A 23,607-nucleotide genomic window follows, 5' to 3' on the forward strand; every position below is an offset into this window, starting at 1 on the left:
TGATCTTGTTAATTCTAATTACGTATGATGTAAGCACAGTAGACAGGGAAGGCAGAAAAAGATTGGCCAAGGTTGCAAAAAAGTGTGTAGATCACGGACAAAGGGTACAAAATTCCGTGTTTGAGTGCATTTTGGATTCGACCCAGTTTCGCCGTTTGAAGTATGAATTAGAAGAATTGATAGACAAAAAAGAAGACAGCCTGCGTTTCTACAATTTAGGAGATAACTATAAAAAGAAGGTAGAGCATATGGGTGCAAAAGAAGCTTACGATATGGAAAGCCCGCTGATTCTGTAAGGTGCGAATGTGAAGCTCACATAAAAACTCCGGATCCTTCGCACCTCGAAATTTGTCGAAAAGGATTAGAATCCACTTCCTATAATAGAAGTCAATAGTTAATTCAGTCTTTTTTAGCATTATTTTGTGCGAAAATGTGTGCAATTGATACCATTAGGGTATCAATTGCTGTATTTTCGCTGTCGCACTCTGTATGGAGTGCGTGGATTGAAATTTCGGTTTCGGGTGACCGCCCGTAGCGCCCTTGCGGTCGCACTCTGTATGGAGTGCGTGGATTGAAATCGTAAAACTTGAGCTTAAATAAAAACAGCCCCGGAGTCGCACTCTGTATGGAGTGCGTGGATTGAAATACTTCCTTCCCGTTTACGTCTTTTTTTGGTTGTCTTAAGTCGCACTCTGTATGGAGTGCGTGGATTGAAATCTCTACTATATCCTGTACGCGCATAGTGACACCTGTCGCACTCTGTATGGAGTGCGTGGATTGAAATACCTATGGTGCAAGCGGCAAACAATGTACGGAAGTCGCACTCTGTATGGAGTGCGTGGATTGAAATTTTTCCACTCACCAAAACGACATATTAAATTATGACGTCGCACTCTGTATGGAGTGCGTGGATTGAAATACCGTGCTGTATCCCCAGGGCACGATAATGTCTAACGTCGCACTCTGTATGGAGTGCGTGGATTGAAATCAGCTGCGTCATTACTAGCTGCCTGTACCGTCACGTCGCACTCTGTATGGAGTGCGTGGATTGAAATTACAACACATTGCTTATATTATATCGGAATTACTCAGTCGCACTCTGTATGGAGTGCGTGGATTGAAATGATCATTACAAGTCCTTAATTGTCTATGGCAATGAGTCGCACTCTGTATGGAGTGCGTGGATTGAAATTGTGCCGCCAGCATAGGCGACATTAAGCGTAGAGGTCGCACTCTGTATGGAGTGCGTGGATTGAAATCCACCACAGGAAGAGCCCAAAGGAATAAAGGTCAAGGTCGCACTCTGTATGGAGTGCGTGGATTGAAATATCAACCCATCAGCCATAACCTCATCGTAGTTATACGTCGCACTCTGTATGGAGTGCGTGGATTGAAATAGTTGTGAGGTGATTACATGGCTGGCGCAAGTCGGACGCGTCGCACTCTGTATGGAGTGCGTGGATTGAAATAATTCTGGATTTAGTTTTTTATACTGATGGAATAGGGTCGCACTCTGTATGGAGTGCGTGGATTGAAATAACATTCAGGGTTCAATTGCAGAGTACAATAAAGCTAGTCGCACTCTGTATAGAGTGCGACCTTTCCATCACACACTGCGTCCATTTTAAGCAAACTATCCTCTTATCTACTCAAAATATATTTTACAAATACCTTTATGATTCTTGAAAACATAAAGGTATCTACTGATCAATGTAGAATATATATCGCTGTACTCCAATTCCAGAGAGGGGCAGATGAGGATGAAAAGGCGGGTTGCAGCAAATGGAATCAAGAGAGGTTTTTTAATAACGTTAGCATTATTACTAATGATTGCAGGGTCTTCATTGGGAATGAGTGATGCTTCCGCTGCACTATCTGAGCAGAAGGATGAGCAGGATGCGCCCGCTTTTTCCGAGGTATCCGTTCATGATCCCTCCATCGTCAAAGACGGCGATACTTATTATGTGTTTGGTTCACATATTTCAGCGGCGAAGAGCAAGGATCTTAAAAACTGGACTTCTTTTGCAAACGGTTACACAACTCCGGGAAACACGCTTTTTGGGGATTTATCGAAGAATCTCGCAGGTTCCTTTGCTTGGGCAGGGGAAAATGATTCGGACAGCAAGGGAGGATTCTCGGTCTGGGCGCCGGATGTATTTTGGAATGAGCATTATGTCAATGACGATGGGACAAAAGGGGCCTATATGATTTATTATAGTGCGTCTTCTACCTACATTCGTTCCGCGATCGGTGTTGCTGTTGCACCCCAAATCGAAGGTCCTTATCAATATGTGGATACGATTGTGTATTCCGGCTTTACGAAAGAGACTGCCTACGACAAGGACAGCAGAGTGGATAAAAAATGGACCAACACGCCGATCCAACAGTTGGTTGATCAAGGCAAACTGCAAGGTCCAAGAGCGGGATGGTTCAACGTAGATGGTTCTTACGCAAATAAAATGTTTCCGAATGCGATTGATCCAGCTATCTTTTATGATACAGAAGGGCGTTTATGGATGACATATGGATCATGGTCTGGGGGGATTTTTTTACTAGAGCTGGATAAAGCAACAGGAAAGCCTATCTATCCAGGTCGAGACGGAACGACGAAAGATGGTCGGCTGATTGATCGTTATTTTGGCACCAAAATTGCTGGCGGATATGGGGAATCAGGAGAGGGCCCTTACATTGAATACAATAAAGAGACAGGCTACTACTATTTATTTGTAACCTATGGCGGACTTGCCTCGGACGGTGGATATAACATGAGGTTATTCCGTTCCAAAAATCCGGCAGGACCTTATAAGGATGCCAAGGGGCAGAACGCCGTATTACCTGCTAACACCAAGAATGCCGCTTTTGGTAACAAACTGATAGGCAACTTTTTGTTCAACAGTAAAATAGGTGATCCAGGCGAAGGAATTGGCTATGGCTACGTATCCCCTGGCCACAACTCTGCTTATACCGATCCTGATAACGGGCAAATGTTTGTTGTCTTTCATACCCGCTTTCCTCAGCAGGGAGAGAAGCATGAATTGCGCATACATCAGATGTTCATGAACCAGGAAGGCTGGCCAGTAGTAGCTCCTTACCGTTATAGTGGTGAGACGCTTACAGAGCTGGATGAGGATCAAGTCGTCGGAGATTATCAGTATGTTAATCATGGCAGCGATACGTCAGCGGCGATCAAGCAAGCGCAGTTTATTCAGCTAAAAGCAGATCATACCGTCGCAGGTGAGCTACAAGGAACGTGGCGTAAGGTAGGAGACGCGAGTGTCAAGCTGACGCTGGAAGGAACTGTGTATGACGGAGTTTTCATTAGACAATGGGATGATTATACCAAGCAATATGTAATGACATTTACGGTTGTATCCAAAACAGGGGAAATGGCCTGGGGGAGTCAGTTCGCTGCTTCGACGGATGCAACAGTGGTTGAAAGTGTATATGGTGAGTTGGACCTTGGTGATACAAGTGGGGTGGTAGCCAATGTATCCCTTCCAAAGGAAGGAAGTCGGCAAACTTCGATTACTTGGCAAACCTCGGACCCGGACGTCATTTCTGCGACAGGCGAGGTTAAACGTCCTGAAATCGGAGAAAAGGCTATATCAGCAACCCTTACAGCCACGATTTCCAAAGGGGAGAGCAGTAAGAACAAAACCTTTAACATCACAGTATCTCCTTATGAGATGGCAACGCTGACCGCACAATATAAATTTGAAAATAATCTTGAGGACAGTGAAGCTGCCTTTGCGAATGGTGAGGTCATCGGTGACCGGATTGATCGTGAAGGAGGAACTGTCACCTACACGGAGGGTACAAGTGGTCAAGCGGTCCTGTTGGATGGAAAATCTGGAATTAAGCTGCCCCAAGGGATTATATCCAGTTCTGCATATTCCGTGTCCCTGTGGGTTCATCCGAGTGAACTGACGCTGTATACCCCCACTTTTTTCGGAGCTATGGATAGTAATCACTGGATTAGCTTGCTGCCCAAAGGTCCCGAGGGAGACAACACGATGCTTTGGTCCGGTAGCTCATCTTGGTATAACGGTAGCACCGGTATGAAAATCAAAACTAATGAGTGGACACATCTCGCCTTCACTGTAGACAAAGGAGTGTTATCCGTGTATGTGAACGGTAAACCTCAGTTTACAGGCGCAGGATTTCCAGACGTATTTACATCCAAAGCAGGAACGTTCAGCTTAGGTGTTAACTGGTGGGACCCTGCCTTTAAAGGCGCTATCGATGAACTTAGTATATTCGAAGGGGCGCTTCCTCCTTCACAGGTAGCAGAATTGGCCAAGGTGAAATGAAGCTAGGCTGAGAGATATGAGAGGTTGAGAAGAAGCATCTCCAGTGAGAGATTACTGTGTATGCTTCTTCTTTTTGTGTAGCATACTCAGTGCATAGGTTTAAAAAGCATGAAATCACCTCTTTGTATCGTGAGCGCATTTGTTCAAGTGCGAATGTGAAGCTCACATGAATTCCCCAGGTCCTTCGCACCTCAGATTTTGTCGAAATTCTGTCGAATGTGAATGATTTGTGAATGCATCATAAAGGGAACATGCTCTTTTTGATGCCTTATGGTCAAAATTACGCTAAAATGAATTGAAACAGGTTTGTTTTGACCCTTTTTCGCTGTCGCACTCTGTATGGAGTGCGTGGATTGAAATCGACATAAAGTACGTGAAACTCTCGGTATCCCCGGTCGCACTCTGTATGGAGTGCGTGGATTGAAATACATTACAGCGGATCGTAGCGCACGCTGATATTAAGTCGCACTCTGTATGGAGTGCGTGGATTGAAATTGGAACAAATTTGTGCGATCGACAACTCGTATTCAAAAGTCGCACTCTGTATGGAGTGCGTGGATTGAAATATCGAAAAAGCTTGGGTTTCAATCTCATCATGCCGTCGCACTCCATATGAGTGTGTGGATTGAAATCGTCAGGACCGCTGGCATCTTACTTTCCCGGACCATGGTCGCATTCTATATGAGTGCGTGGTTGAAATTTTTAATCAGCAATTCATTGTTCTCCACTTACCCACGTGCGTTCTAATAGCATTCAAAACCCGTGTGAATCTTTTCTTTGGGTCGATCAAACTCCCCTCCTATCGCTTGTGCCACCATGTCCTTTCTGGACAAATTATGCCAAACGTAGTTTTTTCGTATGAGTTGCAAAAAAATGTTGACAGTTGTTAATTTTTGGACAAAAATAGTAATTGATCTTTAAAATTATGGAATTTTTATGCGAAGGGTGGTTATGACTTGAAGCATACACCTACGATTTCGGCGGAGTTTGAGGATTATTTGAAACAAAATGACATGACATTGGGTCAATTTGCGGAATATTCGGGGGTCCATCAAAGAACGCTTAGTAATTGGATCACTCAGCATCGGCCTGTTTCCGTACAGCAGCTTGACCGAATCACTTTGGCTATGGGGTTACCAGAAGGCTACTTCTACGATTTATACATAGAAAATTACATTATAGAACGTTCCCCCAATATGCGCCGAATTGAGCCGTTGTTATATCGTTGTGCGGAGCTGGACAAGTTGGATGCGATCCGAAGAATGGTTGGAGCAATCATGGACAAGTTATTGTACTCTCCCAGACTATTTGATATTGCAGAAGCATTATTTGCACAGGGGCAACATGCTGCCGCACTGCTGCTCTATGAGAGTGTAGCAGAAGGGGAGAAGTACCAGCACTCCGAGCGCTTGGCAGTCTGTCAGTATCGTATATTCACGATCCAAATTGGTGACGACCAAAGCCGCAATCTCAAAGCAGCTACTCTGTTTGAACCTTTTGTTGAACGCCTGGATGAAAAAGACCAGCTTGATGCATTGAAGGATTTGGCTAACGTGTACAGGTCTTTGCGTAATTGGGACAGGTTGGATGAAACAGCGAGAAAAATGAGAGAGAAAGCAAAAATTCAATATACATTGAAGCATCAACAGAAGAAACCAAAAGGGGCGGAACTAGATAAGAGGCTGAGTCGACCTATATTTGTGTACATCACCTATTCTGATTTACTGTGTGCAAGTGTCTGTGAAGCCCAAGGCGATTATCAACAAGCTTTACAATATACATACGCCTACGCTAATTTGGATTGGGTCATAGAGAAGGATGAGAATACTCAACACTGGGTCAACATGTTCAAGCATTGGTCACAAGCTAATGCAATCGTGAATAAGCTTTTATCCGGTGATATAAGTGTGCTATATAATTATGTTGAATATATTAATGCATCATCAAAAACAACCGAAGAAGATAGGGTTACTCAACTGCTGAACATTATGATGGCAGCTAACCGATATCAGGTTGATGTGAATGACATACTCCAACATTTTGAAAAAGAGATTGAGTCTTATTCGCAGAAGACGGCATCCGGAGATATGTATACTCGTCAAGTGATTCCAGAGCAGTCTGCACGTTTGAGCTATGAGTTAGCCCATTATTTTTTGTATCGGGGTCTATATAATGAGGGCTTTAAACATTTGTGGTATGCCATGTTAAAGTGTCATATACTAAATAATGAGACTTATTTTATAAATTGCATGGGGCTGTTCTTACATTTCAGATTGAATGTAGCTCCTGAGAGAAAAGCACAGTTTCTAAATTTCATTGAAAAGGTGTGGTTAGACAATGTTGAAAAAAATGCTCCTTTTGATCGCCGCAGCTAGCTTTTTGTTTATCCCGAATGTGCCGGATCAAGTCCTTAACCACCACCATAGTATCCAGCTTAATGACCAGCATGGGGGTGCTTAAACAGAAAAGTAACAGCAGCACGCTAACCTTGGCTGGCGGGTATTGTTGGTTGAAAGTTAACTCTGAGCAACTTGGATAGAACTGAAAATGAACATAGATCGACATAAAGTGCCTCTGGATTGTTCCAGAAGCACTTTTTTTGTTGAGCGTATGATTAAAAAATCCAAAAGTTGACGTTTTGCATTAGGATATGACACAGAAGGGGGAATCATGCTGATGATGAATCAAGGTGTGACTTTACTTCGTGTCGAGAGAGCCAGAAAAAGACTGTACCAAGTCCAGAAAAAATACGGATTTTTAACGCATCCCAAAGTGATTGAACAATCCAAGAAACTGGATGATCTTTTGAATCAATACCAAACGTGCAAATTAAAATCTTAACGAACTTATAATTAGAGTAAAACTTAACCTGGAGGTCATAAAGTTGAATAAACGCAATGCTGTAACCCCTTTTGGGTGGAAAATCAAACAAAAGCTGGTTGAGAAACAAATTGACCAGAAAACATTTTGTGAGACATATCATATCCCCCCTAGCCGATTGTCCAATCTCATTCACGGAACACGTAGGGCCAAGAAACATAGAACACAAGTATCCCAATTGCTTGGAATAGAAGAGTAATCCCTCCCCTCTTTCCCTTTTTCCCATGAATGCAGGACATCTTCTGGAGATTTATGCTACAGTGACGAAAGACCCCATTTTTATGATCCAATATGGTTGTACATATGTTTATACAGGAGTTGAGTTGACCTATGGGAATGTTCTCCAGAATGGCCGAGCAAAAAATTACCGAAGCCATGGCAAAAGGCGAGTTTGATAATCTGTCAGGGGCGGGCAAGCCGCTGGTTATTGAGGATTTATCACATGTGCCAGAGGAGCTGCGTATGTCGTACAAGCTGCTGAAAAATGCAGGCATTTTACCAGAGGAGCTTCAACTGCAAAAGGAGTGCGTCCAGCTACGCGATTTGCTCCACGCTTGTCGTGAGTCGGGAGAGCAACAGCGCATTCGTCGCAAGCTGACTGAAAAATCGCTTCGTCTACGTATGCTGCTGGAGGAAAGAGGGCTGAATACTTCGTCTGTATTTTATGAATATGAGCTGGCTGTGCGTAAGCGGTTGGAGGGATAGAAGCGGAGCTTCGTCATTCAAACCATAATAACTACAGGTAGTGAAAAATTCACAATAATAAAAGCAAATTCGTTGTTCATATAGAAACAACACTTAGATTCTACGCATCTGCGTATCATTGGAGAGATTTCATTGACAGATACAGATAAACAACTGCCCATCATTCAAATTATACCCGAGCTTAAAAATGCGCTGCAATCCCATTCGGCTGCGGTATTGATTGCACAGCCGGGCGCAGGCAAGACGACAGTTACGCCACTTGAATTGCTGCACGAGCCGTGGCTGGCGGGGCAAAAAATATTGATGCTGGAGCCAAGGCGCTTGGCGGCACGTGCAGCAGCGGCGCAAATGGCGAAAGCGCTGGGAGAACAAACCGGGCAGACGGTGGGCTACCGGGTTCGCATGGATACAAAAGTAGGGCCGAATACGCGGATTGAAGTGGTTACGGAGGGCGTGCTGACCCGGATGCTGCAAAATGATCAGGCGTTGGAGGGGATCGGTCTGATCATTTTTGATGAGTTTCATGAACGTAGCCTCCATGCAGATTTGGGCTTGGCGCTTGCGCTGCAAAGTCAGGCATTGTTGCGGCCTGATTTAAAAATATTGATCATGTCCGCGACACTGGAGGCTGAGCCTGTATGCCGTCTATTGGGGGACGCTCCATTGCTGGAATGTCCCGGCATGGTATTTCCGGTAGAGACGTTTCATTTGTCCAAGCCTTCATCGAACCCATTAGAGTCCTTTACGGCAGAGACGGTAGACAAGGCCCTTCATGCTCATGAAGGCGATCTGCTGGTATTTCTCCCAGGGGCCAGAGAAATTCATAGAACGGAACGTGAGCTGGCTTCAAGGAATCTTCCTGTACATGTCAAGGTGATTCCGCTGTACGGCAGTATGAAGCTGGAGCAGCAGGATGAAGCGATACGCCCGTCGGCTTCGGGCAGCCGAAAAGTCGTATTGGCAACCTCGATTGCCGAGTCCAGCTTGACGATAGCCGGAATTACGGTAGTGATAGACAGCGGGCTGTCGCGGGAATCCGTTTTCTCCGCGCGAACCGGCATGAGCCGTTTGACCACCGTTAAGGTGTCCAAAGCCTCCGCCGATCAGCGGCGCGGCCGGGCGGGCCGCCTTCAGCCGGGCGTGTGCTACCGGCTGTGGAGCGCGCAGGAACATGCCGCGCTCCCCGATGCCAGCCGACCGGAAATCGCAGCGGCGGATCTGGCCCCGCTCGCGCTGGAGCTGGCCGCCTGGGGCGTCCGCGAGCCCGCCGAGCTGGCCTGGCTGGATGCTCCGCCTGAGGCGGCGTACCGCCAGGCCACGGGCCTGCTGCGCCAGCTCGGCTGCCTGGATGCCGCAGCCGATAGCACGGCAGGCGGCATCACCGCACACGGCCGCGAGGTGTCCGCCCTGGGCGCGCATCCGCGCCTCGGGCACATGCTGCTGCGCGCGGCCAACCTCGGCCTGGCGCCGACCGCCAGTCGCCTTGCTGCGCTGCTGCAAGAGCGGGACCCGTTCCGCACCCATGGCGGAACGGATTTGCGCCCGCGGCTGGACGCACTGCGCGAGGCGGCTCACGCCCGCAGCACGCACAGCCTGCTGCGGGCGGCAGACGATACGGTGATTCGCCGTATCGTGCAGGAGAGTCGGCAGCTATTAGCCACGCTGCCGAAAGCAGCCGCAGGGCAGGACGAGCCTGACGGCTCCGGGGCCTGCGGGCTGCTACTGGCCTTTGCGTATCCGGACCGAATCGCGCAGGGCCGGGGGGATGGCCGCTTTTTGCTGAGCGGCGGCCGGGGTGCGCGACTCCGACAAGTGGAGTGGATGTCGCGTTCGTCCTATCTCGTCGCCGCCGAAGTGGACGACGAGGGGGCAGACGGTGCCATTCAGCTCGCGGCCCCGATTGAACTGCAAGAGCTGATCGAGCATTGCAGCGTATTGCTGCTGGAGAAAGCCAACGTATACTGGGACAGTGCAGCGTCAGCAGTAAGAGCCCGTAAGGTATTACAGCTCGGCGCACTCGTTTTAAAGGAAACGTCCTATGAGCGTTCTCCGACAGAGGAAATCGCTGCCGCCTTGATGCAGGGTGTGCGTGAACGGGGTCTAAAGCTGCTGTCCTGGAATCGGCAAACCCTCCAGTTGCAGGCGCGTTTGATTTTTATGCATTTCTCATCGCCCGAGGATTGGCCAGACAGCACGGAACCAGCGTTACTGGATTCACTGGACTCGTGGCTGCTGCCCTTCGCCCTTGGAGCCAAAAATGTATCCGATCTGCAACGGCTGGACGGTGTCGCCTTGCTGTTGGGCAGACTGGATTGGGAACAAAGGCAGCAGCTTGAGCAGGAAGCGCCGACGCATATCCGTGTGCCCAGCGGCTCCCGTATTCCTGTCGATTATTCGAATCCCGAGGCGCCCGCGCTGGCAGTGCGGCTACAAGAGTTGTTCGGTATGCGAGATACGCCGCGTATTGGACGCGGACGCGTGCCGATCGTGCTGCATCTGCTGTCACCTGCGCAACGACCTGTACAGGTAACTTCCGACTTGTCCAGCTTCTGGAGCGAGGCTTATTTTGAAGTCAAAAAGGATCTAAAGGGCAGATATCCCAAGCATTATTGGCCGGATGATCCACTGGAAGCTGTGGCGACCAACAGAACGAAGCCCAAGCGTTGAACAGCAGCTTTTTTATGCGAATTTTTGGTTTGAAATGAAGCTCTGTTTTCGTTCATCGGCTTTTTGAATTTTCGTAAAATCGTTTAAACGTCAGAACAGCGGGGTAATGAAGGACGAACCACTCAACACCAAAATATTGGGAGGTAACTACCATGGCTAATAACTTAAACGATTATAACGAAAAGAAAATTGTCGGTGTTTTTGATACAGAGCAGGAAGCATCTCATGCGATTGGACAATTGCAAAGCAGAGGCATTCCAAGCAGTGAAATTTCTGTTATCACACGTGACCGTGACGAGCTGAGGACGATTAGTGAAGAGACAGGCACCAAAGCACCGGAGGGTGTAGCGACAGGCGCGGCTACAGGCGGTGTTGTAGGCGGGGTCGCTGGTTTGCTGGCAGGCATCGGGGCCTTGGCTATTCCGGGCATCGGACCTATTCTCGCTGCTGGACCTATCGCGGCTACCCTTACCGGAGCGGCTGTCGGAGCGGGAGCAGGTGGCTTGGTCGGTGGACTGGTCGGGCTGGGCATTCCGGAAGATGATGCGCGTCAATACGAGACCTACGTCGATCAGGGCAAGATTTTAGTGCTGGTGGATTCTGCTGATCATCACAGGGATGTGTATGATATTTTCCGCACCAACCGTTCTCTGAATGCGGATCGTTACAGAACGTATGATGCTACGGTAGCGGATACCCGGACAGATGCGTACACAGATACCAGAAGAAACCTGTAACTTTATAGCTTACGCTTAAAGCAGCAGTCTCCCCGAAAGGGAAGGCTGCTGCTTTTCCATATGTATGCTCGTTGATAAACCGGAGATAAGTGAAGCTTGCTTGCATTGGCACGTTTATCCTTCTATGTATTTTTACAGAATTGTCGTTATAATAGACTTATATATTGCTAGATGTAACAGGAGAGTGACATGAGTCAAAAAGAGAGAATTTCCGAAGTCGCTTTGCTAAGAGGGCTGGCCTTTGCCGCCGTTGTTCTTCAGCATTCTGTCGCACATTATGCGGTTGCACAGGGGGCGCGCATCCAGGACGGAGTTTTGATGACACTTTTACTGCTGTGTTCCAAATTTGCGGTTCCCGTGTTTGTGTTTATCACCGGGATGGTGTTATTTTACAATTATGATGGAGCTTTAAAGTACGGAACGTTTTTACGTAAAAGGTTCATGGACATCATCGTGCCTTATATCATATGGTCTCTTTTATACGAATTGGGAAATCAGCTTGTCCAAAGTGGAGGGCAGCTTCACCCGCTAGATTTTTTCCAGAAGCTTTTGAATGGGAAAAGCAGCTATCATCTGTGGTATATCGTGATGATTATCCAGTGTTATGTGCTATTTCCAGTGTTTCGTTATGCCGTCCGCCGTTTGTCAGCGGTATTGCCGTCAACATGGCGACCCGCTGCATTGGCTGGAGTCGGCGTGCTGTACATCATGCTCATGTTTGCGGTGGGTCCGATGTACCGGTTGATGGATGGGCTCCAGCTTCCGGTGGTTACTTCCTGGTTCACCATCTATGCTGACCGTAATGTGATTTACTTTTTCTTTTATTTTGTGCTAGGCGCGGCAGCCGGGATGAATGTCCGGCGCTGGAATGCTTGGGTAACCAAGGCTCAAATCATATACTGGCCGTTGTTTATTGTAATTACAGGCTACTTGCTGTATGAGATGATCGGTCTGTTTCAGACGCCGAGAGGCACGGTTCTTTCCTTTAACTACTTGTCTCTGCTGCGTCCGGTCATGGCTGTATATTGTGTCACGTCTATTTTTGTTGCTTACCGTGTGGCGACGTGGATCGCTCATAAGGGCGGGCGTGTGGCGGGGTTGCTGACTGCCATCGGGAAGTTGTCCTATGGAGCGTATCTGATGCACGCCTTTATGCTGCGTGTCACGTACTCTTTTGACGAGGCGTTGTTTGCAGACTGGAGCCTGATTCTTCGCACGCTGGCTTCGTTCGTCCTTTGTATGGTCTTTTCCGTTGCAGGCACGTGGCTGTTGGCACGTCTGTCTCTGGGAAAATGGATTGTGGGGCTTCGGATTCGTCCACGCCCGGCTGGAGGTCCGTCAGCCTTGCATAAGCAAGCCTGATTTGGTAAACCCAATCACATATTTTCACAAAAGGTATCCCGAAGCCCATGTAACAAGGCCGAGGGATATCTTTTATTTTCTCCATTTGTTTAATGGTATGCATACTGTTAGACTTGGACATGCCTTTTCATTTAAGGTGAATCTATAACATTATAGGGGTGTTGCTACATGAGTGGTCCAGATCCAGGAAGCGTTTTCCCGATGAAAAATATTAGAAGTCTGTGTTTTTTGAAAAATGTAGTGGTTAATCCACATATCGAAATCGGGGATTATACCTATTATGACGACCAACATAATCCTCTGGATTTTGAAAAAAACGTCCTTTACCATTTTGATTTTATAGGGGATAAATTAAAAATCGGTAAGTTTTGCGCAATTGCAACCCGGGCCAAATTTATTATGAATGGTGCAAATCACAATACAAATGCATTTACCACTTTTCCTTTTGGAGCGTTTGGTGGAGAGTGGGCAGTTGGTTTACCCAATTTAAGTGGAGGTTTCAAAGGGGATACCGTGGTTGGGAACGATGTTTGGATAGGCTACAATGCTACCATTATGCCTGGAGTCCATATAGGAAATGGAGCGATCATCGCATCCAATGCCGTGGTGACTAAAGATGTCTTGCCTTATTCTATTGTAGGTGGAAATCCGGCAAAATTAATTCGTTATCGGTTTGACGAGGAAACGATTGAACTACTCAATACACTAGAATGGTGGAACTGGGATATCCAAAAAATAACAGAATGTATTCCTGTTTTGACAAGTAACGATACGGATGCCTTAAAGAAATTAAGTAAGTCTTCATAATCTGTAACTCTATTTTTTTAGTCTTTATTATATTATTTCAATATATGAAAAATTCATAATAGAAAAAGACAGAATCACAGACCGCCACTTCGCCGACTATCTCACAACGCTTCATTTTATATCTCCCGCCAACTTCAAACAGGTCACAAGGAAGAGCTTGAAAATCCCCCTATCATTAGTGTATAGGCGCTGAGTGGTTTATAATGGAAGGTAAGATATAAGAGAATGGTGTGAAGAGGAGGCCGTGAAATGGCGTTTATGATATCCCAGCGGGCTTTTATCAAAATTTATCTGATCACAATGGTGGAGAAGCATCGCGGTTATGGATATCAGATGCTCGAATCGATGAAGGATGAGTTTAGTGGCTTTGGATATGTTCCGCCTCAGAGTGAGGTCTATCGGGCGCTGCACGAGCTGGTGCAGGAGGGCGTTTTTTACCGTACCAAACGGTTAAAAGGAACAGATCCCCGCGTAGATTTTCAGGAAATTGTACTTTATCATTTTACAGATGATGGGGAGGAGAAAGCGCGACTGTACAAGAAGCAGGTCAAAACCGATTTGGACCGTTGCTTAGGTATGCTGCACAAAGCGGAACAAGACAACTATTCCTGACCACGAAAGGATGAGAATGATGGGTAGAAAGCTGAAATGGGGAATTTTAGGCACTGCGGAGATTGCCAAAATTGCTGTAATTCCGGCAATTCAGCAATCCGAACGCGGAGAAGTACTTGGGATTGCTAGTCGCAATGCGGATAAAGCCGCTGAGGCCGCCCAGGAGTTCGATATTCCGAAAAGCTATGGAAGCTACGAGGAATTGTTGGTTGATCCTGAAATCGGGGCGGTGTACATCCCGTTGCCGAACCATCTGCATGAAGAGTGGACGATCCGGGCCGCGGAAGCGGGGAAGCACGTTTTGTGCGAAAAACCATCCTCTCTTAGCTCAGCCGGGACAAGCCGCATGATTGAAGCCTGTAAAAGTGCAGGAGTCATTTTTGCAGAAGCTTTTATGTATCGCTATCATCCGAAGCATCGAAGAATTAAGGAAATTATCAATAGCGGGGAAATTGGCGACATTCGCGGCATGCATTGCACATTTACGTTTAACAATGCCGATCAGGCAGATAATGTACGCTTCAATAAAAGCATGGGCGGTGGATCGTTGTACGATGCAGGCGTATATCCGATTTCGGCGGCCCGTATGTATTTGGATCGGGAGCCGGAGGCGGTGACAGTACATGCTTTATTTTCACCAGAGCATGACAATGTGGATATGATGGCATCCGGCCTGCTGCAATTTCCGGGCGGGGTGAACCTTACCTTCGATTGTGGCATGTGGGCAGCAAACCGTTCCAATATGGAGGTTCTGGGTAGCAAAGGGACGATTGCGATGCCTAAAATGTTCGGCTGGGAAAGATCATCTGTCGTCCCGCAAATTTTCGTCCATGTCGGTTCGGTTACACGCGAGGAAAGACTTAAAGGTTACAATTCCTTTGAGCTACAAGCGGATGCTTTTGCCAAAGCGGTGCTTGACGGTGTTCCGTTGCCGTATGAACCCGAAGACGCGGTAAGCAATATGAAGGTGATCGACGCTTGTATCGAGTCGTCCCGCAGCCGGAAACGGGTAGAGATCGGATATACCGGATAAACAGTCCTCAGAAAGCGTAAAAAAGCAGCCTGTCACAGGGACAAGCTGCTTTTTTAGATGAACGAATACATACGCTACAGGTAAGTGTAAATTATTAAACAAATTACATATGTTAAACGTAATCTTTGACATAACATTTGGCGGCTGTGGCAGGCTAATTGGACGTACTGTATTCTAGGACCGCCGTCGCGACTCGATCAGTATGAGAGACAAGAAGAGAAGGAAGGAAAGGTCATGGAGGAGATTCAAGTATCCCAGGAAGAGATGCGAGCGTATCTGCTCGCCTATCAAGGATTGACGTCACTGAAGCCCCTGGCGGACGAAGTGGTTATTGTCGATTTTATCAAAAAAGTAGGGTGTATCCAATATGATCCTCTTAACATGGTCGGCCGTAATCCGGATCTTATGCTGCAATCCCGATTTAGCAATTACGATCCTGTGATACTGGAACATCTGTTGTACGGCAAACAAAAATTGATTGATGGCTGGGATAAAATGATGTCGATCTATTCGGTAGAAGACTGGCCATTTTTCCAAAGACTCAGGGCTAGTAAGGTGAGAGAGATGGAAGGAATATTGGCATATCGACAGTCGCTGGAAGCTATTCAATATGTGGACGAGGTCAAAATGTTTATAGAGAGTCACGGTCCCGCCTCACCTCTGAAGTTGGATTTAGGAAATGCGAAGAATGGACGATGGGGGCATGGCAAACTGTCCAGCGCAGCGATGGATTACATGTGGAACGCAGGAACTTTATCGGTTAAAGAGAAAAAAAACACCCAGAAAATATACGATTTAACCGAGAAGCTTTTGCCCAAAGAAATTCTGGACCAAATAGATCCGTTCGAGAATGATCATGATTTTTATAAATGGTATTTCAAGAGAAGGATTGGAGGTATTGGAGCCTATTGGGATCGGAACGGAGGAGGCTGGCTGGGCCATTTCGTCTCGGATAAGCCTTTGAGAACTAAAATTTTACACGAATTGTTTGAAGAGGGTGAACTGAGCAAGGTCAAGGTGGCAGGTATAAAGGAAACTTTTTATATGAAAACTGAGGATGTTACATTTTACAACCATATGAAATCGGATTTTAACAAGACGGTCCATTTCCTTGCTCCGCTCGACAATCTGTTATGGGATCGGAAATTAATCAAAGATCTCTTTCATTTCGAATATAGCTGGGAAGTATACAGGCCAGTCTCCATGCGAAAATACGGGTACTATGTTCTTCCTGTTCTTTATGGAAATCAACTTGTCGCCCGATTTGAACCGGATATGCATCGGGGGACCGAGCCACTGCGGATCAAGAATTGGTGGTGGGAGGAAGGGTATGAGGTAACGGACGCGGTGGTAGAATCGGTAAGAGAAGCCTTGCAGGCGTTCTGTTCTTATTTAAAGGCGGACGGGTTATCCCAGGATTCCAGCCTCAAGATTATCCAATAACTGGGTTATATGCCCTACCAGTTCTTCCGTACAGAAAGCAATGTCTTAAAGCTCTCTTTGGTGCAGGACTAGAGACACGTTGGAGTAATGTTAAGAAAATCTTATCATTGCCGTACCCTCTGAGCGGGTGCGGGCGTTTCTGTTGGGCGACATTATTCGAGGAAATGCTTGAAAGGGAGTGCTCTATAGTTGATTCCACCTTCTATCGAGTACTCTGCATCGCTCATGTTTTGGTCTAGGGACTTTGTAAAAACTAGATAATGACACAGTGAATTGAGAATGGAAGAATAATATCAAATTCACTTGAGGTGTTCTAAGTATAGGCTGAAGGTTGGATTTAGTGGCGCATTAATCGCTTCTTTATACTTTTCTATACCCGCTCACAGGACTGGGCAATCAGCAGAGACTTTTATTCCCAGCCTAGAATGTGATATAAAAAGAATAGTGTGTTAAGGAGGGAATAACCGATGGATGAACATATGAAGCGTCGTCTGGAAAAGCAAAAGCAGTTGTTTAAGCAACTGGGGATTCAGCTGGACGCGCTCTCCATTCATGAAAAACAGTTTAAAAATAAAATGCGTGGCTATGATCCTGATGAGGTGGACGCCTTTCTGGATGAAGTGATAAAGGATTATGAACGCTTCTATGCGAACATAGCCGATCTGATGGACAAGTGGCAGGAGCAGCAGGCAACCATACGTGATTTGAAAAACGCACCCAAGCCTGCCGCCGATTATAACGCACTTGACCGACGCCAACTGGAGGACATCGTTAAGCAACTGGAGTATAGCGTCCGCCAGCTAAAGGTGCGAGTACGCCCTGAAAATGACTATTTTCCGGAGTAAGGCGCAGTAAGCGCTGTGTCGGTGCCTCTCATTGTGGTATGATGGGACTATGCATGTGTACACAAACATTTAATGAGGCACACATATAAAGGTGGTTAACATGAGTACCCATTTTTCCGTTAGTATCCATTGTCTGCTTCTTCTGGCTGAAGGAGCGCCGGAGCGGATGACTTCGACACTTGTCGCTTCCAGTATCAATACGAATCCGGTGGTTGTGAGAAGAATCATGAGCCGACTCAAGCAAGCCGGTCTGGTTGATTCCTCACCAGGAGCACGCGGCTTTCGTCTGAGCATGTCCAGTTCCAATATTAATCTTAAAATGATATATGAAGCGACCAAAGACGACGGCCCGCTGTTCGCTATCCATGGTGACAGCAATCATAATTGCGAGGTAGGCAAGAACATCGACGCTTTGCTGGACGGATTATATACCTTGGCAGAGCAGAAAATACAAGCGTTTTTCGAGACAGTAACGCTGCGGGATCTGGAGCAGGCGCTTCAGCAGCGGGTTGGGCAGCAGAGTTCATCCGTGTAAAGACGCCGGTAAGGAGAATTGCAATGAAAATCATCGTACTTTCAGATACTCATATGCCGCACCGAGGCAAAGCGCTTCCTGGTCGGCTTGTACAGGAGCTCAAAGGCAGCGACCTCATTCTCCATGCCGGAGACTGGACGGACTGGTTCGTATTTGAAAGGCTGTCCGAATTTGCACCTGTGCAAGGGATTGCCGGAAACAATGATGGAGTAGACATCGTAGAGCGTCTGGGCTATCAAAGAATCGTTGAAGTCGAGGGTAAACGGATCGGTATGGTTCACGGTCACGGCTGGCGCGGCTCGACAGAGAATATCGCGTTGAATACGTTTAAGGGAGAAACACTGGATTGCCTGATTTACGGACATTCGCATATTCCGGTTGTCAAAAAGTTGGACGGCCTGCTTGTCCTCAATCCCGGATCTCCGACAGACAAGCGCGGCGAGGACGAATATTCATTTATCGTGCTGACGATTGAAGCCGGGCAGATGGAAGCACAGCTTGTACTTTATCCAGATAAGCATGAATAAACCAACAACCGTTGATTAAAGGGGAAGCTATGGCTATTTTTGAATTGGAACCGATGAAGCATCATGTGTTGATCTGTAATGGAGGCACGTGTATGCGGCATGAAGGTGAAGAAGTTACACAAGCAATTCGGGATGAAATCCGTGAACAAAACGCAGAAGCTTATATTCATACGACCAGAACTCGTTGTAATGGCCGTTGTCACGATGCTGCGGTTGTTATCGTATACCCTCAAGGGGACTGGTATGGTCAGATGACGCCTGCTGCGGGCACAGAACTGGTGCAGAAGCTTGTTGCAGGAGAGAAGCTGAAACCACATCTTTTTCATGAGTGTACAGGGGAATCCAGTTCACAATAATTCAACAATAAACTATAAACAAGAACGTGAGTAGAGAAAATCTTTGCGGAGATTTTCTTTTTTTGCGTTTAATCCCTGACCTGAAAGGTAAAAGTATACTGTGGACACCAATCCGATAGGGAGGGAAGCGAAAATCGGGATCACCCTGAGCAGTATCCGAAGGAGCAGGAGAGCTTGTTCGACCGATTTGAAAGTGAACAGACGGTAGAGGCCATTCCCGTAGAGGATTTAAGATGGAACGTCAGGAGGAAAAAGATAAGGATGTCACCAAGCATACCTCTTCCAGTGAGAAAAAATACAATGCTGGCCCATCATGAATCAAGGAACTGGTAATATTTAAAAAGAAATCTCTTGACTTTAAGACAAATACAATATATATTTAGTTACGAAAAGTAATTAATTTTTCTCAGGAGGTAACAAAAATGGCTAAAGATTTCTTCGCAGCTCTGAAAGAAAGACGCTCCTATTACGGTATTAGCAAAGAACAAGTAATTTCCGACCAACGGATTCAAGAGATTGTAGAGGAAGCTGTTAAATATACACCTACCTCTTTCAACTCCCAAACTTCACGTGCAGTTGTACTGCTCGGAGAGCATCACGACAAATTGTGGAATATTACAGAAAATATTTTGCGCGAAGTTGTAGGCAATGAAGAGCAATTTAAATCTACTGCTGAGAAAATGAACGGCTTCCGTAGCGGCTATGGCACTGTATTGTTCTTTGAAGACAACAATGTAGTGGCTGGTTTGCAACAACAATTTGAAGCTTATGCGGACAACTTCCCAATCTGGTCTAACCAATCCAGCGGTATGCTGCAATTGGTGGTATGGACAGCTCTGGAGCAAGAAGGACTGGGCGCATCCCTTCAGCATTACAATCCTTTGATCGACGAAAAAGTGAAAAATGAATGGAACATTCCTGAGCATTGGAAACTGATTGCTGAATTGCCATTCGGTAAACCGACATTCCAACCAGGTGAAAAAGAATTCCAACCTGTTGAAGAACGCGTAAAAACGTTTAAATAAGCCAGACAATGCAACGACGATTCATGCTCGCCTGATCAAAGCACTGTGGATACCCACAGTGCTTTTTGACATTCCATTTTTAAGGAGTGAGCTTCTGGATATGTACTTTTTTGTGAACGGGATGATTCAGGGGTTAATTCAGGCGGAAGCGGGTGATGCTACGTTTAAATTTGTATGAGAGGGTTACATAGGTGTTATTGATGAGGGAGGAAAAATATATGCCATACGATTGCATTATTGTTGGCGGAGGGATTGCCGGGCTGCAAGCAGCCATTCAATTGGGAAGATATAGCAGCCATCGGGTTCTGGTGATAGATTCGGGCTATGGTCGTTCCACGTTGTGCCATCAGTATCATAATATTTTGGGCTTTCCTGATGGGATTTCAGGTGAGGAGCTGCGACGGCTTGGACGTAATAAGGCCACGAAGCTAGGCACTGAATTTGTTGAAGGTAAGGCGGTGAAAGCTGCCAAGAGAGATGAGCTTTTTGCCATTCAAGTGGAAGAGGGAACGGTGTATTCCTCAAAGACGCTGCTGCTGGCAACGGGGCTGACCGATCGCTTTCCAAAGCTGGAGGGGCTTCTGGCCTGCTTGGGCAATAGCGTGTATGTCTGCCCGGACTGTGACGGATACGAGGTTCAGGATCGCAGTACGGTCGTGATGGGGGCGGGAAAAGCCGGAGCTTCCATGGCTCTGATTTTATCGGCGCGTACCGACCACCTGGTTTATGTAAACCATGAGCGTTCAGAGGTGCCGGACGAGCTGATGATGAAGCTGCGCGAGAAAGGAATAGGATACAAGGAGGAAGCCATTTCCAGGATCATGATCGGGGAACCGGGACATTTTGAAGGAGTTCGGCTGGCTAATGGAGAGGTTGTTCGGGCGGAGCGGGGCTTTTTGGCCTTTGGAGGCAACCAAGTCCATTCAGAGCTGGCCGAGCAGTTGGGCGTGCACTTGCTGGATAACAAGCATATTGAGACTCACCCCCGCAGCAAAATGACCAATGTAGAGAATGTATGGGTAGCCGGAGATTTGGGGGCCCATGCCGAGCAAGCGACTGTCGCGATGGGAGAAGGAGCGATGTCAGCGATCTGGATACACAAAGTATTATCTGGTATGAAAACAAAAGTACCGCAGCTCTAGGAACTGCGGTTTAAAATGGTGGACATATACCTGTGTGAAGATGAAGGCCGAAGCGCTCCAATTGCTCGTTCATGCCATACTTGCGCAAAATTTCCGTTTGTTTGTTGCCGATCAGGTCAAAATGGGGATAGGGCTGACGCTGGTGAATATATTGGGGATCCAATCCATTATTGCTGCACCATAAACGCAACTTGTCCAAATTGGAACACCCCACCTTGGTTACGGTTGTAATACCTGGAAAGCGGTCATCCAGCCAGTAATGCGTCAGAAAAGCAATTTCACCACGACTGACCTCTCTTTTCCAAGCTGAAAGCTCCTGCCGGGTAATGCCAAATGCCATCGGTCTCATCCTTTCTTGGTTCGCTCCGAAATCATGAGCTGCCGGGTAGGCGTACCATTATTTTCACATTATAGCCTGTATTACGATTCCTAAAGGGTAACACAATAACAGAAGACCGTGTATGACGATCTCCTGTTAGCGGTTAGAGCCATCTTTCGGCCCAGCTCTCTACGCCATTCAATGCATCACCGAGCTCCTTACCCTTGCGTGTCAGCGAATACTCGGTACGCACGGGCCGCTCTGTAATGACATTGCGAAGGATCAGGCCGCTATGCTCCAACTCCTTAATACGTTCATTCAGCATACGTTTGCTAAGATCAGGTATGGAAACATGAATCTCACTGAATCGTTTGGGATGTTCCATCAAAGTATGGATGATGAGAGCGGTCCATTTTTTGCTGATGATCTGAAAGGACTGTTCCACCTTGCCGCACAAAAGCTTAGGCTGCCTGTCGTCGCTCATCTGAATCCCCTCAATTTCATTGGTTGTTTTAAACAGTATACTAAAAGTAACTCTGTATACCAATAGTAACTATCTTGGTTTGTGTCAACTGTGACATTTTTAACAGTTTTTCCTCATTCCTTGCGTCAATCATACCACAGAAAACGTTATCATTACAGGAAATATCGAATGTTCACGATTTCGCTAAAATTTGATTGACTTGCCCCTTATTTTGGGTGTATTATAGGTTACGTTAATTCCTCAGGTAACTTTTAATAACCTCATCTTTTATAATGGGAAGAAGGAATAATTTATGGATTCAATGACTTTTGTCTTATTTGGAGCGACAGGGGATTTGGCTAAACGTAAAATCTACCCTGCCTTGTATAATTTGTTTGTAGAAGGTAAAATTCCGGCTTCCTTTTCTGTAATTGGTATGGGGCGTCGTGAAGTGGCTGACGAACAGTTTCAAAGTAACGTAGAACAATCCATTAAGGATTTTTCCAGATACGTGAATAATGACCGTGCACAGATGGATCAGTTCCTGAGCGCTTTCCGCTACAGTGCATTGAACGTCAATCACCCGGAAGATTATAAAAAGCTGTTACAGCTTGCTGAGCAACGTGAAAATGACTTGGGAATTCCGGGGAACCGCATGTTTTACTTATCGGTGGCACCGGAATTTTTTGATGTGATTGCCCTCAACATCCGGGAAAGCGGTTTGGCTGAAACGAAGGGCTGGAAACGGCTTATTATCGAAAAACCATTCGGACATGATCTGGAATCTGCACGTGAGCTGAATGATCGCTTAAGCAGAACGTTTGCTGAGGATGAAATTTATCGTATTGACCATTACCTCGGTAAGCCGATGGTGCAAAACCTGGAAGCCTTGAAATTTGCTAATCCCTTGCTTCAGGGTGTGTGGAACAATCAATACATTGCCAATGTGCAAATTACCGCTTCCGAAACTGTAGGCGTCGAGGAACGCGCAGGATATTATGATCACTCCGGAGCTATTCGGGACATGGTGCAGAATCACATGCTGCAAGTGCTGATGATGGCGGCTATGAATAAGCCGGGACATGTAACGGCAGATCAGGTGCGTGACGAAAAAAGCAAGGTTATGGAGGCGTTGCGTGCGCTCGATCCTTCCGATATTGCTTCCAGCGTGGTGAGAGGCCAATACACGAACGGTGAGATTAACGGAAAAACAGTTCCTTCCTATAAAGAAGAGCCGGACATTGGACCGGACTCACAAAATGATACTTTCATTTCAGCTCGTCTGTGGATTGACAATGAGCAATGGTCAGGTGTGCCGTTCTATATTCGCACAGGCAAACGCATGAAGGAAAAATCTACACGTATCGTCGTGGAATTTAAAAAGGATAGCACAGACCCGTATGCGGCTCAAGGACAGCCTTCCGAGCCGAACTTGCTTACGATTCATGTGAATCCGGATGAAAAGGTAACACTGCGTCTGAACAGTAAGGACCCACTGAATAATGGTCAACTGGAGACGGTGCTGATGAATTACACATCAGAGGCCAAGGATGTACCGGAAGCTTATGAGCGCCTCATCTTTGATGCGCTGCGCGGCGACTCCACCTATTTCGCTCACTGGAATGAAGTTGAGCTTTCATGGATGTGGGTACAGCCAGTGCTGGAAGCTTTTGCTCGCGGCGAAGTTCCGCTTCATACGTATGCGGCAGGCTCCTACGGTCCAGAGGCTTCTGACCAATTGTTGGAGGAACAGGGCTTTACATGGTGGCTGGATCAAAAGTCAGAACGTTCTGAAAAAGCGGTTGTTCGTTCGTAAACATGTACACATCACTACATTGA

General features: G+C 46.6%; 22 protein-coding genes, 1 pseudogene and 1 CRISPR repeat array. Of the genes and pseudogenes, 21 read left to right on the plus strand and 2 right to left on the minus strand.

The window, feature by feature from the left end; genetic code table 11:
- Nucleotides 1–5 precede the first annotated feature (5 nt).
- The 20 genes and pseudogenes from cas2 (at nucleotide 6) to ABIA61_RS02395 (ending at nucleotide 20,986) form a co-directional block, all read left to right on the plus strand.
- Complete coding sequence (gene cas2, locus ABIA61_RS02300) at nucleotides 6–296, plus strand: CRISPR-associated endonuclease Cas2 (protein ID WP_014281197.1); 291 nt, start codon at nucleotides 6–8, stop codon at nucleotides 294–296.
- 181 nt (nucleotides 297–477) lie between these two features.
- Nucleotides 478–1,538: direct repeats of the CRISPR family, unit length 33 nt; unit sequence GTCGCACTCTGTATGGAGTGCGTGGATTGAAAT.
- A 222-nt stretch (nucleotides 1,539–1,760) separates the two neighbouring features.
- Entirely contained in the window at nucleotides 1,761–4,310 is a 2,550-nt protein-coding gene (locus tag ABIA61_RS02305) for a LamG-like jellyroll fold domain-containing protein (RefSeq protein ID WP_404519203.1), read from the plus strand.
- 956 nt (nucleotides 4,311–5,266) lie between these two features.
- A complete protein-coding gene (locus ABIA61_RS02310; protein WP_404519202.1) occupies nucleotides 5,267–6,685 on the plus strand; it encodes a helix-turn-helix domain-containing protein in 1,419 nt (472 codons plus the stop codon).
- Nucleotides 6,686–6,989: 304 nt separating this feature from the next.
- Entirely contained in the window at nucleotides 6,990–7,151 is a 162-nt protein-coding gene (locus tag ABIA61_RS02315) for an aspartyl-phosphate phosphatase Spo0E family protein (RefSeq protein ID WP_200893535.1), read from the plus strand.
- A 43-nt stretch (nucleotides 7,152–7,194) separates the two neighbouring features.
- A complete protein-coding gene (locus ABIA61_RS02320) occupies nucleotides 7,195–7,389 on the plus strand; it encodes a hypothetical protein (protein ID WP_044649082.1) in 195 nt (64 codons plus the stop codon).
- 131 nt (nucleotides 7,390–7,520) lie between these two features.
- Nucleotides 7,521–7,895 carry a DnaJ family domain-containing protein gene (locus ABIA61_RS02325; protein WP_404580243.1) on the plus strand — a complete coding sequence of 125 codons (375 nt, stop codon included), beginning with the start codon at nucleotides 7,521–7,523 and terminating at the stop codon, nucleotides 7,893–7,895.
- Nucleotides 7,896–8,027: 132 nt separating this feature from the next.
- Nucleotides 8,028–10,562, plus strand: a complete 2,535-nt coding sequence (hrpB, locus tag ABIA61_RS02330) for an ATP-dependent helicase HrpB (RefSeq protein WP_404580244.1) — start codon at nucleotides 8,028–8,030, stop codon at nucleotides 10,560–10,562.
- A 152-nt stretch (nucleotides 10,563–10,714) separates the two neighbouring features.
- On the plus strand, nucleotides 10,715–11,299 hold the full coding sequence (locus ABIA61_RS02335; RefSeq protein WP_404519195.1) for a general stress protein: 585 nt from the start codon (nucleotides 10,715–10,717) through the stop codon (nucleotides 11,297–11,299).
- A 189-nt stretch (nucleotides 11,300–11,488) separates the two neighbouring features.
- On the plus strand, nucleotides 11,489–12,661 hold the full coding sequence (locus ABIA61_RS02340; protein WP_404580245.1) for an acyltransferase: 1,173 nt from the start codon (nucleotides 11,489–11,491) through the stop codon (nucleotides 12,659–12,661).
- A gap of 168 nt (nucleotides 12,662–12,829) precedes the next feature.
- Nucleotides 12,830–13,468, plus strand: a complete 639-nt coding sequence (locus ABIA61_RS02345; protein ID WP_283655720.1) for a CatB-related O-acetyltransferase — start codon at nucleotides 12,830–12,832, stop codon at nucleotides 13,466–13,468.
- 249 nt (nucleotides 13,469–13,717) lie between these two features.
- On the plus strand, nucleotides 13,718–14,080 hold the full coding sequence (locus ABIA61_RS02350) for a replication termination protein (RefSeq protein ID WP_014281229.1): 363 nt from the start codon (nucleotides 13,718–13,720) through the stop codon (nucleotides 14,078–14,080).
- Between the two features lie 19 nt (nucleotides 14,081–14,099).
- A complete protein-coding gene (locus ABIA61_RS02355; RefSeq protein ID WP_404580246.1) occupies nucleotides 14,100–15,113 on the plus strand; it encodes a Gfo/Idh/MocA family protein in 1,014 nt (337 codons plus the stop codon).
- Between the two features lie 234 nt (nucleotides 15,114–15,347).
- Nucleotides 15,348–16,556, plus strand: coding sequence for a DNA glycosylase AlkZ-like family protein (locus ABIA61_RS02360; RefSeq protein ID WP_283657836.1), 1,209 nt, complete (start codon nucleotides 15,348–15,350; stop codon nucleotides 16,554–16,556).
- A gap of 467 nt (nucleotides 16,557–17,023) precedes the next feature.
- Nucleotides 17,024–17,401, plus strand: coding sequence for a DivIVA domain-containing protein (locus tag ABIA61_RS02365; protein WP_044645601.1), 378 nt, complete (start codon nucleotides 17,024–17,026; stop codon nucleotides 17,399–17,401).
- 100 nt (nucleotides 17,402–17,501) lie between these two features.
- A complete protein-coding gene (locus tag ABIA61_RS02370) occupies nucleotides 17,502–17,936 on the plus strand; it encodes an Rrf2 family transcriptional regulator (RefSeq protein WP_283655721.1) in 435 nt (144 codons plus the stop codon).
- Between the two features lie 23 nt (nucleotides 17,937–17,959).
- Nucleotides 17,960–18,463 carry a metallophosphoesterase family protein gene (locus tag ABIA61_RS02375; protein ID WP_283655722.1) on the plus strand — a complete coding sequence of 168 codons (504 nt, stop codon included), beginning with the start codon at nucleotides 17,960–17,962 and terminating at the stop codon, nucleotides 18,461–18,463.
- A gap of 29 nt (nucleotides 18,464–18,492) precedes the next feature.
- Nucleotides 18,493–18,819 (plus strand): (2Fe-2S) ferredoxin domain-containing protein, encoded by a 327-nt coding sequence (locus tag ABIA61_RS02380; RefSeq protein WP_283655723.1) that lies wholly within the window; start codon nucleotides 18,493–18,495, stop codon nucleotides 18,817–18,819.
- 132 nt (nucleotides 18,820–18,951) lie between these two features.
- Nucleotides 18,952–19,136 (plus strand): annotated as a pseudogene (locus ABIA61_RS02385) (hypothetical protein); the annotation flags it as partial.
- A gap of 105 nt (nucleotides 19,137–19,241) precedes the next feature.
- A complete protein-coding gene (locus ABIA61_RS02390) occupies nucleotides 19,242–19,844 on the plus strand; it encodes a nitroreductase family protein (protein WP_283655724.1) in 603 nt (200 codons plus the stop codon).
- Nucleotides 19,845–20,062: 218 nt separating this feature from the next.
- On the plus strand, nucleotides 20,063–20,986 hold the full coding sequence (locus tag ABIA61_RS02395) for an NAD(P)/FAD-dependent oxidoreductase (RefSeq protein ID WP_283655725.1): 924 nt from the start codon (nucleotides 20,063–20,065) through the stop codon (nucleotides 20,984–20,986).
- Between the two features lie 10 nt (nucleotides 20,987–20,996).
- Here ABIA61_RS02395 and ABIA61_RS02400 read toward each other — a convergent pair whose 3' ends face one another.
- Both ABIA61_RS02400 and ABIA61_RS02405 read right to left on the minus strand, forming a co-directional pair.
- Nucleotides 20,997–21,326 (minus strand): hypothetical protein, encoded by a 330-nt coding sequence (locus tag ABIA61_RS02400; protein ID WP_283655726.1) that lies wholly within the window; start codon nucleotides 21,324–21,326, stop codon nucleotides 20,997–20,999.
- 142 nt (nucleotides 21,327–21,468) lie between these two features.
- Complete coding sequence (locus ABIA61_RS02405; RefSeq protein WP_044645595.1) at nucleotides 21,469–21,789, minus strand: winged helix-turn-helix transcriptional regulator; 321 nt, start codon at nucleotides 21,787–21,789, stop codon at nucleotides 21,469–21,471.
- Between the two features lie 292 nt (nucleotides 21,790–22,081).
- On the opposite strand from ABIA61_RS02405, the gene zwf reads away from it, so the two are divergent.
- Complete coding sequence (gene zwf, locus ABIA61_RS02410; RefSeq protein WP_283655727.1) at nucleotides 22,082–23,584, plus strand: glucose-6-phosphate dehydrogenase; 1,503 nt, start codon at nucleotides 22,082–22,084, stop codon at nucleotides 23,582–23,584.
- The last annotated feature ends 23 nt before the right edge of the window (nucleotides 23,585–23,607 follow it).

Origin of the sequence: Paenibacillus sp. RC21 (assembly GCF_044907935.1) — a bacterium.
GTDB classification, from domain to species: Bacteria; Bacillota; Bacilli; order Paenibacillales; family Paenibacillaceae; genus Paenibacillus; species Paenibacillus terrae_A.